The sequence below is a fragment of the Blautia sp. AF19-10LB genome, from assembly GCF_003461245.1.
Classification (GTDB): Bacteria; Bacillota; Clostridia; order Lachnospirales; family Lachnospiraceae; genus Blautia_A; species Blautia_A intestinihominis.
The window spans coordinates 166,009-182,489 of record NZ_QTWS01000001.1 but is presented as its reverse complement, the minus strand read 5'-3'; the positions used below and the strand labels follow the sequence as shown (position 1 = coordinate 182,489).

The 16,481-nt window shown below is 46.1% G+C and carries 15 protein-coding genes; 2 read left to right on the top strand and 13 right to left on the bottom strand.

Features of this window, described 5'->3' with window-relative positions:
• Nucleotides 1–63: 63 nt before the first annotated feature.
• Complete coding sequence (locus DWX28_RS00855; protein WP_118251395.1) at nucleotides 64–1,545, top strand: nucleotide sugar dehydrogenase; 1,482 nt, start codon at nucleotides 64–66, stop codon at nucleotides 1,543–1,545.
• A gap of 60 nt (nucleotides 1,546–1,605) precedes the next feature.
• Here the strand turns inward: DWX28_RS00855 and DWX28_RS00850 are convergent, their stop codons facing one another.
• The 7 genes from DWX28_RS00850 to DWX28_RS00820 all read right to left on the bottom strand — a co-directional run bounded on the left by DWX28_RS00850 (nucleotide 1,606) and on the right by DWX28_RS00820 (nucleotide 8,076).
• Nucleotides 1,606–2,700, bottom strand: a complete 1,095-nt coding sequence (locus DWX28_RS00850; protein ID WP_158565265.1) for an acyltransferase family protein — start codon at nucleotides 2,698–2,700, stop codon at nucleotides 1,606–1,608.
• A 50-nt stretch (nucleotides 2,701–2,750) separates the two neighbouring features.
• On the bottom strand, nucleotides 2,751–3,224 hold the full coding sequence (locus DWX28_RS00845) for a hypothetical protein (protein WP_118251393.1): 474 nt from the start codon (nucleotides 3,222–3,224) through the stop codon (nucleotides 2,751–2,753).
• A gap of 244 nt (nucleotides 3,225–3,468) precedes the next feature.
• Entirely contained in the window at nucleotides 3,469–4,479 is a 1,011-nt protein-coding gene (locus DWX28_RS00840) for a GGGtGRT protein (protein ID WP_118251392.1), read from the bottom strand.
• 33 nt (nucleotides 4,480–4,512) lie between these two features.
• Nucleotides 4,513–5,205 (bottom strand): iron-sulfur cluster assembly scaffold protein, encoded by a 693-nt coding sequence (locus DWX28_RS00835; RefSeq protein WP_005422272.1) that lies wholly within the window; start codon nucleotides 5,203–5,205, stop codon nucleotides 4,513–4,515.
• A 119-nt stretch (nucleotides 5,206–5,324) separates the two neighbouring features.
• Nucleotides 5,325–6,521 (bottom strand): ATP-grasp domain-containing protein, encoded by a 1,197-nt coding sequence (locus DWX28_RS00830; RefSeq protein ID WP_118251391.1) that lies wholly within the window; start codon nucleotides 6,519–6,521, stop codon nucleotides 5,325–5,327.
• A gap of 27 nt (nucleotides 6,522–6,548) precedes the next feature.
• A complete protein-coding gene (locus tag DWX28_RS00825; RefSeq protein WP_118251390.1) occupies nucleotides 6,549–7,307 on the bottom strand; it encodes an esterase family protein in 759 nt (252 codons plus the stop codon).
• A 4-nt stretch (nucleotides 7,308–7,311) separates the two neighbouring features.
• A complete protein-coding gene (locus DWX28_RS00820; protein WP_022215636.1) occupies nucleotides 7,312–8,076 on the bottom strand; it encodes an alpha/beta hydrolase in 765 nt (254 codons plus the stop codon).
• Nucleotides 8,077–8,235: 159 nt separating this feature from the next.
• Between DWX28_RS00820 and DWX28_RS00815 the strand changes: the two genes are divergently transcribed.
• Nucleotides 8,236–8,988, top strand: a complete 753-nt coding sequence (locus DWX28_RS00815; protein ID WP_118251389.1) for a TraX family protein — start codon at nucleotides 8,236–8,238, stop codon at nucleotides 8,986–8,988.
• A 3-nt stretch (nucleotides 8,989–8,991) separates the two neighbouring features.
• Here the strand turns inward: DWX28_RS00815 and DWX28_RS00810 are convergent, their stop codons facing one another.
• The 6 genes from DWX28_RS00810 to argH form a co-directional block, all read right to left on the bottom strand.
• Nucleotides 8,992–9,660, bottom strand: coding sequence for a UDP-N-acetylglucosamine pyrophosphorylase (locus DWX28_RS00810; RefSeq protein WP_118251388.1), 669 nt, complete (start codon nucleotides 9,658–9,660; stop codon nucleotides 8,992–8,994).
• Nucleotides 9,661–11,703: a DNA topoisomerase gene (locus tag DWX28_RS00805; RefSeq protein ID WP_118251387.1), complete on the bottom strand. Its 2,043-nt coding sequence runs from the start codon at nucleotides 11,701–11,703 to the stop codon at nucleotides 9,661–9,663.
• 1 nt (nucleotide 11,704) lies between these two features.
• A complete protein-coding gene (locus tag DWX28_RS00800) occupies nucleotides 11,705–12,463 on the bottom strand; it encodes a formate/nitrite transporter family protein (RefSeq protein WP_022215639.1) in 759 nt (252 codons plus the stop codon).
• A gap of 163 nt (nucleotides 12,464–12,626) precedes the next feature.
• Nucleotides 12,627–13,658 (bottom strand): selenide, water dikinase SelD, encoded by a 1,032-nt coding sequence (selD, locus tag DWX28_RS00795; RefSeq protein WP_118251386.1) that lies wholly within the window; start codon nucleotides 13,656–13,658, stop codon nucleotides 12,627–12,629.
• Between the two features lie 161 nt (nucleotides 13,659–13,819).
• Entirely contained in the window at nucleotides 13,820–14,905 is a 1,086-nt protein-coding gene (gene asd / locus DWX28_RS00790; RefSeq protein WP_022215641.1) for an aspartate-semialdehyde dehydrogenase, read from the bottom strand.
• A 106-nt stretch (nucleotides 14,906–15,011) separates the two neighbouring features.
• Nucleotides 15,012–16,391, bottom strand: coding sequence for an argininosuccinate lyase (gene argH, locus DWX28_RS00785; protein ID WP_118251385.1), 1,380 nt, complete (start codon nucleotides 16,389–16,391; stop codon nucleotides 15,012–15,014).
• Nucleotides 16,392–16,481 lie beyond the last annotated feature (90 nt).

Below are 16,481 nucleotides of genomic sequence, written 5' to 3'. Positions count from 1 at the left end.
ATGATATCATCATCTTATCAACATATTATTGTTATTTAAGCGAACATTCTAAGGAGCATTTTCATGAAAAAATTATCAATGACTTTACTTTCAACTCTGGTATCCGACAAACGCCAGCAGAAAAATATGACTCAGCAGGATCTTTCTCTTGCTACCGGTATCAACCGCGCATTAATCTCCCGCCTTGAAAAGAAGGATTTTGTTCCATCTATCAGTCAGCTGGAAAATCTGGCCGAGGTACTTGGATTTGAACCTTCTGATGTATTTACAGAAGCTTCTTCAACCAGACTTGGCTCTCCATCTCCACTCAACATCGCAGTTGCAGGTACCGGATATGTAGGTCTTTCCATTGCCACTCTTCTTGCCCAGCATAACCATGTAACAGCCGTTGACATCATCCCGGAAAAAGTGGATCTGATCAATCAGCGCAAATCTCCTATTCAGGATGAATATATTGAGAAATACCTTGCAGAAAAAGACCTGGATCTTACCGCTACGCTGGATGGAATTTCTGCCTACAAAAATGCGGACTATGTCGTAATTGCCGCACCTACCAACTATGACAGCCAGAAAAACTATTTTGACACTTCTGCCGTAGAAGCCGTGATCGAACTGGTGCTCAAAGTTAATCCTGACGCCATCATGGTTATCAAATCCACCATCCCTGTCGGCTATACGGAATCTGTCCGCAAAAAATATCACACCTCAAAAATCATCTTCAGCCCGGAATTTCTTCGTGAATCCAAGGCTTTATACGACAACCTGTATCCAAGTCGTATCATTGTATCCACCGATCCGGAAGATCCGGCTCTTGTACAGGCTTCTCAGAACTTTGCAGCACTTCTGCAGGAGGGTGCTCTCAAGGAAAATATCGATACCTTATTTATGGGATTTACAGAAGCTGAGGCTGTCAAGCTGTTTGCCAATACTTATCTTGCGCTCCGTGTATCTTATTTCAACGAACTTGACACTTACGCTGAAATGAAGGGACTCAACACACAAGATATCATCCAGGGTGTCTGCCTTGACCCACGTATCGGTACTCACTACAATAACCCTTCCTTTGGTTACGGCGGTTATTGTCTGCCGAAGGATACGAAGCAGCTTCTCGCCAATTACAATAATGTTCCACAGAATATGATGAGCGCTATTGTCGAAAGTAATCGTACCCGTAAAGACTTCATCGCTGACCGTGTCCTCCAGAAAGCCGGTTATTACGCCTATGATGAGGGAAATACTTTCAATTCCTCCATGGAAAAGCCTGTTACCATCGGTGTTTACCGTCTGACTATGAAATCCAATTCTGATAACTTCCGTCAGTCCTCTATCCAGGGTGTCATGAAGAGAATTAAGGCGAAAGGAGCAACCGTGATCATTTATGAACCAACTCTCGAAAATGGTTCTACATTTTTCGGAAGCAAAATCGTAAACGATCTGGATGAATTCAAACAGCAGTGCGACTGTATCATCGCCAACCGTTATAATTCCTGCCTGGACGAAGTAAAGGACAAAGTCTACAGCCGGGATCTTTTTCAGAGAGACTGATAAAAAATAAAACAAATCCTGTCATCTCTAAAGCTTCAAGCTTCTGAGATGACAGGATTTTTATATATAAACCTGTAATCTTTTCTTCAGTACCTTCGTAGCCGGTCGTTCTACCAGATGATAAGTCACTATACCTGCCATTATTGTCACCAGAATTGAGACTGTAAGCGCCGGCACAGGATAATCATGAAGAAATACCGTATTTTTCCAGAGTGTCCTTTTTAATACTGCGAATACAGCTTCCTGCATAACATAAATGGAATAAGCATATCTTCCAGGAAGACCTATCATTTTGTGATCTGTCAGCTCCGAAAAAACGCCTCTTCTTGTCAGCAGACAGGCAAAAAATACCGGAAACAGAATTATCACAATAAACTGATTATCATATGCTTTTGAACTGCAAAAAAAGTCTATCAGAAGCATCGACAACGTCAGAATCTCCAATACTCTGATCAGCCAGACTTCTATACCGCTTGTCCTTTCCTGTACCTGTTTTTGTTTTTTCCATGTCGCTGTAAAATTTGCCCACTCTATCGCAAACAGATATCCAAGGCCGATCCCGGCGACTGCGCGTGCCATGCCAAGGTTGATGATTCCATGGAACATCTTACGTCCGAAACCGCCGTCCATGGCATTGATGTTGATCTCATAACCAAAATAGATCAGCATGCAGATCAGAAGCTTCATCTTTGCCGAGTTCCGAAAGCATTTATACAGCACAAAATAAAAAATCTCCACCACAAAAAATGCCGACACATACCAGTTCAGTCCCTGCCAGTCCGTCGCCAGCCCGCTGGACTGCAAAAACAACAAATCCACAAAGGACGCATAGATCGATTTTCCAAAAAACACCGCCGAGATCATGATCGAACACGCCAGCACCGGCCACAGACGGATTATCCTTCGCATGATAAATCCCTGCGTGGTCATCTCCGGATGTCTCTGTATCGTATGATAAAGAAAATATCCCGATATGATAAAGAAACACTCCACAATATACTTCGCATACTTCGACTGCTCCGCCAGCCGGATATAAAGATCCGCGTTGCCTGTATAGTCCATCATAAAAGAATGGAGCAGGTGGAAATATACGATGCATATGGCAAACGCGAAGCGGAGAAATTCTATGTTGTAATATCTTTTTTCTGTATTCATCCTGTACCTCAAAAAGTCTCCCAGATCAGCTCTCTGAGAGACTTTCATATTTATGCTATTTTCGCTTTGAGTTCTTCAATCTCTTTCTGCATGTTATTGTACATTTTAAGAAGTAATGAAGTGTTGTCGTTCTCAAGTTTTGTGATTCTGTAGTACTGCTGTAACTCTTCCAGATTTCTCTCTACTTTCTGAACATCTGTTTCCAGATGCTCCTGTACTCTGTCCAGTTCATGAAGGATAAGATTTTCAGAATGAGTGAGTTTCTCGTCCATTTTCTGCATCATTCTTTCTTCTGATGCTGTTATCTTTTCATCTATCTGCTGAAGAATATTCTGTTGTCCATCTTCTAGACCTGTTACTTTGTTCTCAAGACCTGTCATCCTGTCCTCAAAGCCTGTCATCCTGTCTTCAAGACCTGTTACTTTATTCTCTAGGCCTGTCACTTTGTCTTCTAGACCTGTTACTTTATCTTCTAGACCTGTTATCTTTTGTAAAATCAGTTCCAACATTTCATGTTCTGTCATTCAATCTCTCCTTATCCTGCCAATCTGCTTGATCCCGTTAAAGTTATTGTATCACGTCCAGAATGTGAAGTCTATTATAAATTGCCAAGGTTCATTGGTTGTTTATGGCTATTATTAAAAGACGTATATAAGCCATTGAAAAAATGACAAAATATAAAAAAGTTAGACACGTCATGGGCATTTTGCTCAAAATGACGTATCTAACTCTATTTGTTAGAAATTCAGTTGTTACATGAAATATTCTTTAGAACTTGCCAGCGTCAGCAGCTTCCTGTACGGCAACTGCTACAGCAACAGTCATACCAACCATCGGGTTGTTACCTGCGCCGATGAGACCCATCATTTCTACGTGAGCCGGTACGGAAGAGGATCCTGCGAACTGAGCGTCAGAATGCATACGTCCAAGTGTATCGGTCATACCGTAGGAAGCAGGACCTGCTGCCATGTTGTCTGGGTGAAGTGTACGTCCTGTACCACCGCCGGATGCAACGGAGAAGTATTTCTTTCCTTTTTCGTTGCATTCTTTCTTGTAAGTACCTGCAACCGGATGCTGGAAACGTGTCGGGTTTGTGGAGTTACCTGTGATAGAAACGTCAACGCCTTCTTTCCACATGATAGCAACACCTTCCGGAACGCTGTTAGCGCCGTAGCAGTTAACTTTTGCACGAAGTCCCTCAGAGTAGGATTTGCGGAATACTTCTTTAACTTCGTTCTTGTATGGATCATACTCAGTCTCTACATATGTAAATCCGTTGATACGGGAGATGATCTGAGCAGCGTCTTTTCCAAGACCGTTCAGGATAACACGAAGAGGTTTCTGACGAACTTTGTTTGCTTTCTCAGCGATACCGATAGCACCCTCAGCTGCTGCGAAGGACTCATGTCCAGCCAGGAAGCAGAAGCAGTCTGTTTCTTCTTCCAGAAGCATTTTACCAAGGTTACCATGTCCAAGACCTACTTTACGTGTGTCAGCAACGGATCCAGGAATACAGAAAGCCTGAAGTCCTTCACCGATAGCTGCTGCAGCGTCTGCTGCTCTTCTGCAGTCTTTTTTGATTGCGATAGCTGCACCTACGATGTATGCCCAGCAAGCGTTCTCGAAGCAGATCGGCTGGATGCCTTTGATCTGGTTGTATACGTCAAGGCCTGCATCTTTGGTGATTTTCTCTGCTTCTTCGATAGAAGCGATTCCATAGCTGTTTAAAACTGAATTGATTTTGTCAATTCGTCTCTCATATGATTCAAATAAAGCCATTTACTTATCCTCCTGAAATTATAATCGGTATAATTATTCTTTACGTGGGTCGATGATCTTAACAGCATCTGCAACACGGCCGTACTGACCTTTTGCTTTTTCCCATGCAGTGTTCGGGTCATCACCTTTTTTGATGAAGTCAGTCATTTTGCCAAGGCTTACAAACTGATAACCGATAATTTCATTATCTTCGTCAAGAGCGATACCTGTAACATAGCCTTCTGCCATTTCCAGGTAACGAGGACCTTTCTTGAGTGTTCCGTACATTGTACCAACCTGAGAACGAAGTCCTTTACCAAGATCCTCAAGTCCTGCACCTACTGCAAGTCCGTCTTCAGAGAAAGCAGACTGAGAACGTCCGTAAACGATCTGAAGGAACAGTTCTCTCATAGCTGTGTTGATAGCATCACATACAAGGTCTGTGTTCAGAGCTTCCATAACAGTAAGTCCTGGAAGGATCTCAGATGCCATAGCTGCGGAATGAGTCATACCTGAACATCCGATTGTCTCAACCAGAGCTTCCTGGATGATACCTTCTTTTACGTTCAGGGACAGCTTACAGGCACCCTGCTGCGGAGCACACCAGCCTACACCATGTGTGAAACCGGAAATGTCCTTTACTTCCTTAGCCTGAACCCATTTTGCTTCTTCCGGAATCGGAGCAGCTCCGTGATGCACACCCTGTGCAACTGGGCACATTTCTTCTACTTCGCGTGAATAAATCATGTTAAAACTCCTTTCAAGTATAGATTTACTATAATGTTGTTAAAAGATAAACTAACAACCTGACAGTATTTTCTCATAAAACCCCTTGTTAGTCCAGTCAAACTTGAGTGTTTTTGTCATTAAAACTCATATTTCAGTGCATCTTGAAAAAAATTATCCATTTCACGCTTGCTCTGGAACGTCGCAATGTAGATCTGGTTGCCCATCGCGGCCGCCAGAACATCCGGCAGACGGTCTGCCATACGGATATTTTTGCTGTATTTTGTCATGATGTCTTCATGACCCAGGATAAATTTCTTACCGTCCCTTCGTCCCACAAATGCACAGTACTCTCTGTCTCCCGGCTGCATCTGCGTCCGGTTAAAGGCAATCATGTCTGCCCAGATCTTATAAACATCGGTCTTGCATGCAAAATCCATCATATCCGGAGAAAATCCGCCACATGGGCGCATATTTACCTCAAGACCGACGATATCACCCTTTCTTCCAAGACCCTTCTGGTCTTTCTGCAGGCGGAAAAACTCAAAATGTACGAAGCGGCTCCGTACATTGAAACTTTTGACCGTGGCACGGCCTGCCAGCCTGACATCACTGGAAAGCTGCTTCACGATATAAAAGAGCGCATTGTCCTCGTGGTTCACGATATCCATGATGGAGATCGGTGTCACATTTCCTGTTTCGAAGATCGGATCTCCGTTGGAATCGATGATGGCATCGTAGGAATTTACCTCCGCGACTACGAACTCCTCCATTATATAGGAAACTTCCGGTTCCTTCGTTCGGAAAAATTCTTCGAGCTGCCCCTGATCTTCCAGTTTGTAAGTATGGCTTGCCCCTACTCCATTATCCGGTTTTACGACCACCGGATAGCCGACTTCTTTGATAAATTTCTCACATTCTTCCAGAGTATCTACCAGATGATAGCGTGCTGTCGGGATTCCCGCCTGTACATAGTATGCTTTCATCTTAGATTTGTATTTGATCCTCGGAATATCGTCCTCCTGAAAACCGCTTGTGATATGGAAGGCGGTACGGAGTCTGGCATCACGCTCCAGCCAGTACTCGTTGTTGGACTCCAGCCAGTCGATGCGTCCGTGCTTGAAGATCAGGAATGCAACCGCACGGTATACTTCTTCCTCATTTTCGAGACTGCTGACCTTATAGTATTCATCCAGGCTGTCTTTCAGTCCCTGGCTCAATTCCTCATAAGGCTGATCTCCGATCCCGAGGACATTCAGCCCGTTTTTCTTGAGTTCCCGGCAGAACATCCAGTAATTTTCAGGAAAATTTGGAGAAATAAACAGAAAATTTTTCATAATATCACTCTTTCCTTTTAGATTTTATCAATCGTTTTTTAACAGATATGGAACAAAATATTCTACCTGTTTATACCACCAGTACCAGTCGTGAGAACAGTCATAGCCCCAGAAATCCACCCAGGCATGGATATCCTTCTGGGCAAGGATCTGCGCGAGCTGCCTCGTGGAGTCCGGAAGTTCCCATGGTCCCTGACCGACGCAGATGACTGCTTTCTTGAGATTATACAGCGCGATCCTTGGATCATCCTTTGGCATATCACCGAGGAAATCCACCAGCGAATTCCGGCGCACCACCTCGTCCGTGTAGGAACCGAAGCCGTATCCTGCTGAATAAAGACCGCTCAAAGCCAGAAGCCGGTCAAACAGATCCGGTCTTCTGAAATAAAGATTTGCCGCATGCGTCGCACCCAGGCTGCATCCAAACACCATGATCCCCGGATATCCCGTCCAGCCATTCCTCTCGTTGACCATCTCCCGCATAAAAGGGACCATCTCATCTGTAATATACTGAAGCCACTGTTCATACCGACGGATGCGCCAGTACGGATCCCCGGCCGTATCTGACCAGGTCTCCTGATCGATCGTATCTATGGAAAACACCATCACTTCACCGGATTCCAGCCACGGGCTCCAGGTATCTGTCATCTGGAAATTTTCGAAATCAAAAAAACGTCCATCCTGACACGGGATAAAGAGCACCGGTCTGCCCTTGTGTCCATAGATTTTGCATTCCATGTCCCGCCCCAGGGCAGGACTGTATTCTTTTCTGTATTGTACTTCCATCTCTTTATTCCTCGTACAAAAGTGTATTCATAAAAAACGGGATCTGTCTCTCCCAGCTTGCCTCGCAGTGTGTGCCGCCCGGGATGATCCTTGCCTCCAGAAGGACTTTCTTCTGGAAAAATGCCGCCGCGATCCGCTCAAAATCTCTGCGGATCTTTGGGCGCTGTTCCAGTTCTACAGAACCATAGTCCATATAGATCACTGTATTCTGCCGGATCTTTGTCCTGCGGATGAGCTGTTCCAGTTTGTCGACATTTGTCCATACAGACGGAGACAGTGCCGCTGCTCTGCCAAAAACAGAATTGTACTGTGCCACTGCATACAGGCTCATCAGTCCGCCCATGGAGCTTCCTGCGATAAACGTATGCTCCCGGTCGCTGAGAGTTCTAAGATCCCGGTCGATCTGAGGTTTCAGCGTGTGGACCATCCAGTCCATCGTAATCGCACCCTTTGCTGCGATGCTACCGCATCTTGCGTCATGAAAGCTGAACGGAGCATACTCCTTGAGCCGTCCATTGTCCGGGCTGTGGTTGCATTCGACTGCCACAATGATCACCTGTGTATTGGTATGATCCATGTATTCCTTCATGCCCCAGCATTTCCCATAGGTGGCATCAGAATCAAAAAAGACATTATGTCCGTCAAACATATACAAAACAGGATAATATCGTTCCCGGTCCCAGTCATAGGAATCCGGAAGATAAATATAAAGATTCCTCTCTTCCTCCCCGGTCAGCTCGGGAATCTGGATCTTATGTCTGTTTACCATAATCTTTTCCTCCTAACTGCGCTGTTTTACCGTTTCACTTTATTACTTTAATATAGCACAATCTGCTTTTCCAGACAAGAAACTTGGTAAAGCAGATCGTTTTGTGTTAAAATGATGTTGTTCATTTTGAAAAATTTTATTTTACATAAGGAGATTTTTATGACTACGCAAACACAGCAGACACTGCCTCCCAGTATTTTTCCGGCAAGATTTCAGATCTTAAGCGGCAGTGCCCTGAAACTTCTTGCCTGTATCCTGATGCTGATCGACCACACCGGCGTTCTGATCCTCGCCAACTGGAAACCTGCCCTCCGGGTACTCTTTACCATTGGTTCCACAGAGATCACCTGGTACCGCATCGTCCGTGATATCGGCAGATCTGCCTTCCCGATCTTCTGTTTCCTTCTGATCGAGGGCTTCCTTCACACGAGGAACCGCCGCAAATACGGACAGAACCTGCTTCTCTTCGCGCTGATCTCTGAGATCCCGTGGAATTTCGTATTCAGCAATACCTGGCATCATCCGACGCAGAATGTATTTTTTACTCTGTTCCTCGGATATCTCGGGCTCTGTGCACTGGAAGCTCTGTGGGAAAAACCGGTCCTTCAATTATCCTGTATCGTGGGACTTTTTGGCTTTTCTTATATTTTCCATGCTGATTATGGCTGGCATGGTTTTCTGCTCATCATGATCATGTACCTGTTCCGCACGCGGCGGATCCTGCAGGCACTTGTCAGCACACTCTGGATGAATTACGAATGGAAAATGTGCTTTTCCTTTATCTCCATTAATATGTACAATGGAAAACGCGGCTTTATCCAGGGAAAAGCCGCGAAATATTTCTTTTATCTGTTTTACCCGGTGCATCTCACAATCCTGGTGATCCTCCGGCAGATTCTTTTTCTCAGTTAAATATTAATTCTTTTTGACGATCTCTGCTGCATTTTTGTAGATACTGTCTGCAGGAATGCAGCCTCTTACTGGTGAAAGCGGGTAGATATTGGAATTTCTTCCGATCACAGTTCCCGGATTCAGGACAGAACCACAGCCAACCTCTACATGATCTCCGAGCATTGCTCCGAATTTCTTGACACCTGTCTCGATCTTCTCATCGCCGTCCTTGACTACGACAAGCTTCTTGTCGGATTTTACGTTAGAGCAGATGGAACCGGCTCCCATATGGGATTTGTATCCAAGGACAGAATCCCCTACATAGTTGTAATGCGGAACCTGTACTTTGTTGAATAATACGGCATTCTTAAGCTCTGTGGAGTTTCCTACGACAGCACCCTCACCTACGATGGCGTTTCCACGGATGAATGCACAGTGACGCACTTCTGCTTCCTTACCGATGATCGCCGGTCCGTTGATGCAGGCAGTCGGTGCCACTTTCGCGCTTTTTGCGATCCAGATGTTGCCGTCCTTACAGTCATATTCCTGCGGATCCAGTGTCTCACCGAGCTTTACGATAAAAGCTCCGATCTCCGGAAGGACTTCCCACGGATAGGTTTTGCCCTCAAATAATTCACCTGCGATCGTCTCGTTTAGATCCAAGAGATTTGCGATTGTAAAATCCTTTAACATTTATACTTTTCCTCCTCGTTTTGGCGTTGTCTGTTTTTTCTGATAATTGACCGCCGCCGCATCAAAAAACTGCCGCAGTGCATACTGATAGTTGCTCTGTTCCACCTGGTCGGTACGGATCCTGACAAAATGCTCCAGTTTGTCCATATATTCCTGAGACGTGATACTGCCCTCTGCGACATAATTCAGACCCTTTTCCCAGCTTGCAGTCAGTTCCGGGTTCAGAAGCTGGCGAATGGAACAGTAGACCACATCAAAGATCATCTCCCCGAGAAGCGTCGGCGTAATCACCTGTGTCTTCTTGTTCAGGGCAAGATATTTGATGGAAAAAAGTTTCTTCAGGATCTCTGCCCTGGTCGCACTCGTTCCGATCCCGCTTCCCTTGATCTGCGCACGCAGTTCCTCGTCCTCGATGAGCTGTCCTGCATTTTCCATTGCAAGGATCATCGAACCGGAATTGTAGCGTTTCGGCGGTGAAGTTTCGCCTTCTTTGATATCCAGCGAATCTACCGTCAGTATATCACCCTTTTTGAGCTTATGCAATGCAGCAAGAAGCTGTGCATCACAGGAGACATCCTCACTGTCACTTTTTTCTGTATCCTGCGCTTTTGCGCCTCTGCGGGCGAAAGAATTCGTCGCATATTTAAGGTATCCTTCCTCCTGAAGTACCTTGAAGCTGGAAAAAAACTTCTCCCCCTGCATCATTGTCACCAGGCTGACTTTCTGATAGACTGCCGGCGGACAGAAAATGCACAGAAAACGACGCACGATCGTCTCATAGACTCTCTGTGAAGTGACCGGCAGACTGTTCAGTGCATTTAAGCCCTGACCGGTCGGAATGATCGCATAGTGATCTGTGATCTGCTTGTCATTGACGTATCTTGTCTTCGCGATCGTCTTGTAGCTTCCCATCTGAAGGACTTCTTCTGCGGTAGTTCCGATCGCAGGATAATTGCGAAGTCCTGAGATATTCTTGTAAATCTCCTTTGATACTGCGGTAGAAAGCACTCTGGCGTCCGTTCGCGGATAAGTGACAAGTTTCTTCTCATAGAGTTCCTGCGTGATACGGAGAGTCTCATCCGGGCTGATCTTGAACAGCTTGGAGCAGACATTCTGAAGCTCCGCCAGGTTAAAAAGAAGCGGCGGGTTCTTGTTTTCTTTCTTGCGCTCAATCTTGTCAACGCTGCATCTGAGCGGCTGCTCCGTGCTCAGAAAATCGATCAGTTCCTGTGCGTGTTTCTTTTCTTTGAAACCATTTTCCTTGTATAAATAAGGAGACTGGAAATAACGGCTTCCCTCCACGGCTCTCCATTCACCGTCGAATTTCTCCCCTTCCAGTGTGATTCCTGAGATCACCCTGTAGAATGGTGTCTTGACGAAAGAGCGGATCTCTCTTTCCCTGCGCACGACCATGCCAAGGACACAGGTCATAACGCGGCCTACCGCGATCGCCTGATATTTGCTCTTAAGGTAGCTCGAAACGCTGTTTCCGTAGCGCAGTGTGAGCACTCTGGAAAAATTAATCCCCATGAGATAGTCCTCCTTGGCGCGGAGGTAGGCAGAATTCGCCAGATTGTCATAGGATGACAGGTCCTTCGCTTCGCGGATCCCCCTGAGGATCTCCTCCTCCGTCTGGGAATCGATCCAGACTCGTCTCTGTTTCTTGTCCTTCACTCCTGCCATCTGTGCGACCAGACGGTAAATATATTCTCCCTCTCGCCCGGAGTCGGTACACACATAGATGATCTCTACATCCGGCCGGTTCAGAAGCCCTTTCACAATGTCAAACTGTTTCTGAACCCCCGGAATCACCTCGTATTTAAATTCGCGCGGCAAAAAAGGCAGGGTATCAAAACTCCACCTTTTGTATTTGATGTCATATTTTTCGGGATAGCTCATAGTGACCAGGTGTCCTACACACCAGGTCACTATGGAATCCTGAGATTCTAAGTATCCGTCTTTTCTCTGTCCGTTGATTTTTAATGCTTTTGCAAATTCCTGAGCGACGCTCGGTTTCTCTGCAATATATAAAACCTTACCCATATTATTGATCTGCACTCATCTTTCTAAGCGGCCATGCAAGAAGTACTGCACCACCGACCATATTTCCCAGTGTGACGATCACCATGCTCTTGATCATCGCACCAACGGAAAGTCCTGGTACCAGGCAGGCTGCTGTCACAAAAATACCCATATTTGCAACGCAGTGCTCAAATCCGCTAACAACGAATCCTGAGATACACATAACGATCATCAGGAACTTCGCGGCTTCACTCTTTAATTTGATTCCGCAAAGTACCCCGAGACATACAAAGAAATTACACAGAACTGCACGGAAAAACATCTGACCTGCCGGGATCGCAAGTTTGTTTCCGATAAAACCAGCAAAATAATCCTTGGTTCCTGATGCGCCCGCCCATACAAAGATCAGGGACAGGATCAGGCATCCAACAAAGTTCCCTATGTAGCTGACAAGCCATACCTTACCGGCATCACCCAGAGTCACTCGCTTGTCATAGACCCCAAACGCCATGACCAGGTTATTTCCTGTAAAAAGCTCTCCTCCGACCATGGAGATCAGAAGGACTGCGATCGAGAACACCAGTGCTCCCAGGAACTTGCCCCACGCCGGCTCCTCTGCTCCGGCAAAAACATTACCGACTACATTAGAGAAAATCATCGCAACCACAATGAAGAATCCTGCCATGATCGCCCGCATAAAGTACTTCAGAAAATCGTTCTGAAGAAGGGTGATCTTCGCGTTTGCTGCATTTGATAATTTCTGTACATCCTCGTGATTCATAAAAAATACCTCCCTTTCCCTGAACACATTGTATTTGTACTTCAATGTGTCCTCCGCATATTGTGTTCACTTATTATAGCATTTTGAACAATTTTTCTCAACAAAAATCGGTTAAAGTTCGGTATTTTATCTATAAACTTTTCCATTTACTGATAACTTTCAGCTATCGGATCAGTAATGCGTAATCTTTCCTGTCAATGACCTCACCGATCACTGCACAGGGCAGATCAAGCCCTTTTAATTCGGCAAGAAGCTTCTCGGCTTCCTCTGCCGGAACTGCTGCCAGAAGTCCTCCGGATGTCTGTGGGTCAAACACAAGATCCTCTCTCCAGAGCTCTGCGCTACTCTCATATCCTGCTTTGCCCGCGAATTCACGGTTGCGGTATGCGCCGCCCGGAATGAGGCCCATAGATGCATATTCCTCTACATCCGGAAGAACCGGCAGGAATCTCGTGTCGATCACCAGTGTCTTCTGGCTGCCCTCTGCCATCTCGGTTCCATGACCGCCAAGACCGAAGCCCGTGACATCCGTACACGCATGGACCGTATACTTCTTCAGGATCTCTGCTGCGTATTTGTTCAGTGTCTTCATGGATCTGAGAGCTGCCTCACGTGCTTCCTCCGATACAAGGTCCGCTTTGATCGCGGTATTGACGATCCCCGTTCCAAGAGGTTTGGTAAGGATCAGCTTATCGCCGGTCTGCGCCCCGTAATTTTTCCAGAATTTCGCCGGATGGACGAAGCCTGTCACACTTAAACCATATTTCGGTGTGTCATCCTGGATCGTATGACCGCCTGCAAGGACTGCGCCTGCCTCCAGTACTTTGTCTGCGCCTCCCTTGAGGATCTCGCCCAGGATCTCGGTATCCATCTCCTTCGGAAACGCTACGATATTCAGTGCGGTCTTTGGTTCGCCGCCCATCGCGTAGACATCACTCAGGGCATTCGCCGCTGCGATCTGTCCGAAATCATAAGGATCATCTGCCACCGGCGTAAAGAAATCCAGAGTCTGGATCATTGCCAGTTCGTCTGAGATCTTGTAGACAGCCGCATCATCTGAGGTTTCTGTTCCCACAAGAAGATGTTCATCATGAAATTTCGGCAGTTTGCAGAGCACTCCCGCAAGCGTGCCCGGTCCTACCTTGGCAGCACAACCACAGTTTGGTGCAAGTTTTGTCAGATACACCTTTTCCATTTTGTCTGATACTCCCTTCTATATTATATGTTTTTATGAAAAATCATTTTTCAGTCTTAGACTTTATCATAACACAAATTCTCCAGATTCTCCACCGCAAAAAAACCGCCCTGCCAGATTTCTTTCTGACAGAACGGTTCTCCTGTTTTTTATGTTTGGATTTATTTCTTTGTGATATATCCTTTTGCCTTGAGTGTCTCTGCACAAAGTACAGCTCCGCCGGCAGCTCCTCTTACGGTGTTGTGGGAAAGTCCTACGAATTTGTAATCATAAACTTTGTCCTCACGGAGACGTCCGATAGATACGCCCATTCCGTTTTCGTAGTTGACATCCTCGCTTACCTGCGGACGGTTGTCTTCTTCGAGGTACTGGATAAAGTGCTTCGGTGCGCTCGGAAGTTCCAGTTCCTGTGGAAGTCCCTTGAAGTTTCTCAGGGCTTCGATCAGCTGCTCTTTGGTAGGTTTCTTGCGGAATTTAACGAATACTGCTGCTGTATGTCCGTTCAGTACCGGAACACGCAGGCACTGGCAGGTGATGACTGGCTCTGTAGCCGGTACGATCACACCGTCTTCGATCTTGCCCCACAGTCTCAGCGGCTCTTTCTCGCTCTTCTCTTCTTCTCCACCGATGTATGGAATGATGTTGTGTTCCATTTCTGGCCAGTCTTTGAAGGTTTTTCCTGCTCCGGAGATTGCCTGGTATGTAGTAGCAACTACTTCATATGGCTCGAATTCTTTCCATGCAGTAAGTACCGGTGCGTAGCTCTGGATGGAGCAGTTTGGTTTAACAGCGATGAATCCTCTTGTTGTTCCAAGACGTTTCTGCTGATATTTGATAACATCGAAGTGTTCCGGGTTGATCTCCGGCACTACCATTGGTACATCCGGTGTCCAGCGATGTGCGCTGTTGTTGGATACAACAGGAGTCTCTGTCTTTGCGTATTCTTCTTCGATCGCTTTGATCTCGTCCTTGGACATGTCAACTGCTGAAAATACGAAATCTACAGTAGAAGCAACTTTTTCTACTTCGTTTACGTTCATGACAACGATCTTCTTTACTGCTTCCGGCATCGGAGTGTCCATTTTCCATCTTCCGCCTACTGCTTCTTCGTAGGTCTTGCCTGCGCTTCTCGGGCTTGCAGCAAGGGTAACAACCTCAAACCACGGATGATTCTCCAGAAGGGAGATAAATCTCTGTCCTACCATACCAGTAGCACCTAAAATGCCGACTCTCAGTTTTTCGCTCATAATAACATTTTCTCCTCACTCATTTATTCTTATGTGTCTTTGTGTGGCACACATCTGTTTTCTTTGTACATACTATACCACTTTGTATAAAAATGCAAGAGGTTTTTTAATTATTTTTTAAATATTCGCGATTTAATGCGATGATCTGCTCCATGACCTTCGGGCCAGGTGCACCGTAAGTCTCACGTTTTTCTACGCAGGTCTTCATGCTGATTGCTTCATAGATGTCCTGCTCGAAGACCGGAGAGATCTCTTTGTACTCTTCAAGCGGAAGCTCATCCAGAGAGATTCCTTTGTCGATACAGGTCAGGACAAGGCGGCCTACGATACCATGTGCATCACGGAACGGTACCCCGTGGTTTACGAGATAGTCAGCGGCATCTGTCGCGTTGGTAAAGCCATTCTTTGCGCTTGCTTCCATAACATCCTTGCGGAATTCCATGGTGGAAACCATGCCTGTGAACAGGGCGATACAGCCTTTTACTGTGTCGATCGCGTCAAAGGTCAGTTCCTTGTCTTCCTGCATGTCTTTGTTGTAGGCGAGCGGAATGCCTTTCATGGTTGTAAGGATGGAAGTCAGCGCACCATAGACACGGCCTGTTTTTCCTCTTACAAGCTCTGCGATATCCGGATTCTTCTTCTGCGGCATGATGCTGCTTCCGGTGCTGTAGGCATCGTCGATCTCAACGAAACGGTACTCGTTGGAGTTCCAGAGGATGATCTCCTCGCAGAAACGGCTCAGATGCATCATGACAGTGGACATAGCAGAAAGAAGCTCGATCACGTAATCCCTGTCAGATACGGAATCCATGCTGTTTCTTGTCGGCTCATCAAAGCCAAGCAGCTCTGCTGTATAAAATCTGTCCAGCGGGTAGGTGGTTCCTGCAAGTGCGCCTGCACCGAGCGGACAGGTGTTCATACGTTTGCGGATGTCTGCCATACGGCTTCTGTCTCTGCGGAACATCTCGAAATATGCACCTACATGGTGTGCCAGGGTAACAGGCTGTGCTTTCTGAAGATGTGTGAATCCAGGCATGTAGGTGTGCACATTGTTTTCCATAATGGTCTGGAGTGCTTCCAGAAGTTTCTTGAGTTCTGCGTCGATCTCTTCGATCTCGTCGCGGACATAAAGTTTCATGTCAAGGGCAACCTGGTCGTTACGGCTTCTTCCTGTGTGAAGCTTCTTGCCAGGATCTCCGATGCGGTCGATCAGATTTGCCTCAACAAAGCTGTGGATATCCTCATATTCGGATGTGATCTCCAGCTTGCCGGATTCCACGTCTGCAAGGATGCCATCCAGTCCTTCAAGAATCTGATCTCTCTCCTCTTCTGTCAGGATTCCCTGCTTTGCAAGCATTCTGACATGCGCTTTGCTTCCGCGGATGTCCTGTTTATAAAATTTCTGGTCAAATGAAATAGATGCATTAAAGTTGTATACAAGTTTGTCCGTTTCCTTCGTGAAACGTCCTCCCCATAACTGTGCCATAATGTCCTCCTTATTGTACGGTGATTTTGCTGCTGCCGGTTCTTCAACGAGTCCTGACAACGCATAATTTGTTATCAGTTTACCACATTC

Excerpts from the sequence above, each read along its gene's own strand:
- DWX28_RS00835 (WP_005422272.1), bottom strand. The coding sequence starts at position 5,205 with ATGATTTATTCACGCGAAGTAGAAGAAATGTGCCCAGTTGCACAGGGT.
- asd (WP_022215641.1), bottom strand. The coding sequence starts at position 14,905 with ATGAGCGAAAAACTGAGAGTCGGCATTTTAGGTGCTACTGGTATGGTA.
- selD (WP_118251386.1), bottom strand. The coding sequence starts at position 13,658 with ATGGAAAAGGTGTATCTGACAAAACTTGCACCAAACTGTGGTTGTGCT.
- DWX28_RS00855 (WP_118251395.1), top strand. The coding sequence starts at position 64 with ATGAAAAAATTATCAATGACTTTACTTTCAACTCTGGTATCCGACAAA.
- DWX28_RS00850 (WP_158565265.1), bottom strand. The coding sequence starts at position 2,700 with ATGAATACAGAAAAAAGATATTACAACATAGAATTTCTCCGCTTCGCG.
- DWX28_RS00815 (WP_118251389.1), top strand. The coding sequence starts at position 8,236 with ATGACTACGCAAACACAGCAGACACTGCCTCCCAGTATTTTTCCGGCA.
- DWX28_RS00800 (WP_022215639.1), bottom strand. The coding sequence starts at position 12,463 with ATGAATCACGAGGATGTACAGAAATTATCAAATGCAGCAAACGCGAAG.
- DWX28_RS00830 (WP_118251391.1), bottom strand. The coding sequence starts at position 6,521 with ATGAAAAATTTTCTGTTTATTTCTCCAAATTTTCCTGAAAATTACTGG.
- DWX28_RS00840 (WP_118251392.1), bottom strand. The coding sequence starts at position 4,479 with ATGGCTTTATTTGAATCATATGAGAGACGAATTGACAAAATCAATTCA.
- argH (WP_118251385.1), bottom strand. The coding sequence starts at position 16,391 with ATGGCACAGTTATGGGGAGGACGTTTCACGAAGGAAACGGACAAACTT.
- DWX28_RS00810 (WP_118251388.1), bottom strand. The coding sequence starts at position 9,660 with ATGTTAAAGGATTTTACAATCGCAAATCTCTTGGATCTAAACGAGACG.
- DWX28_RS00805 (WP_118251387.1), bottom strand. The coding sequence starts at position 11,703 with ATGGGTAAGGTTTTATATATTGCAGAGAAACCGAGCGTCGCTCAGGAA.
- DWX28_RS00820 (WP_022215636.1), bottom strand. The coding sequence starts at position 8,076 with ATGGTAAACAGACATAAGATCCAGATTCCCGAGCTGACCGGGGAGGAA.
- DWX28_RS00845 (WP_118251393.1), bottom strand. The coding sequence starts at position 3,224 with ATGACAGAACATGAAATGTTGGAACTGATTTTACAAAAGATAACAGGT.
- DWX28_RS00825 (WP_118251390.1), bottom strand. The coding sequence starts at position 7,307 with ATGGAAGTACAATACAGAAAAGAATACAGTCCTGCCCTGGGGCGGGAC.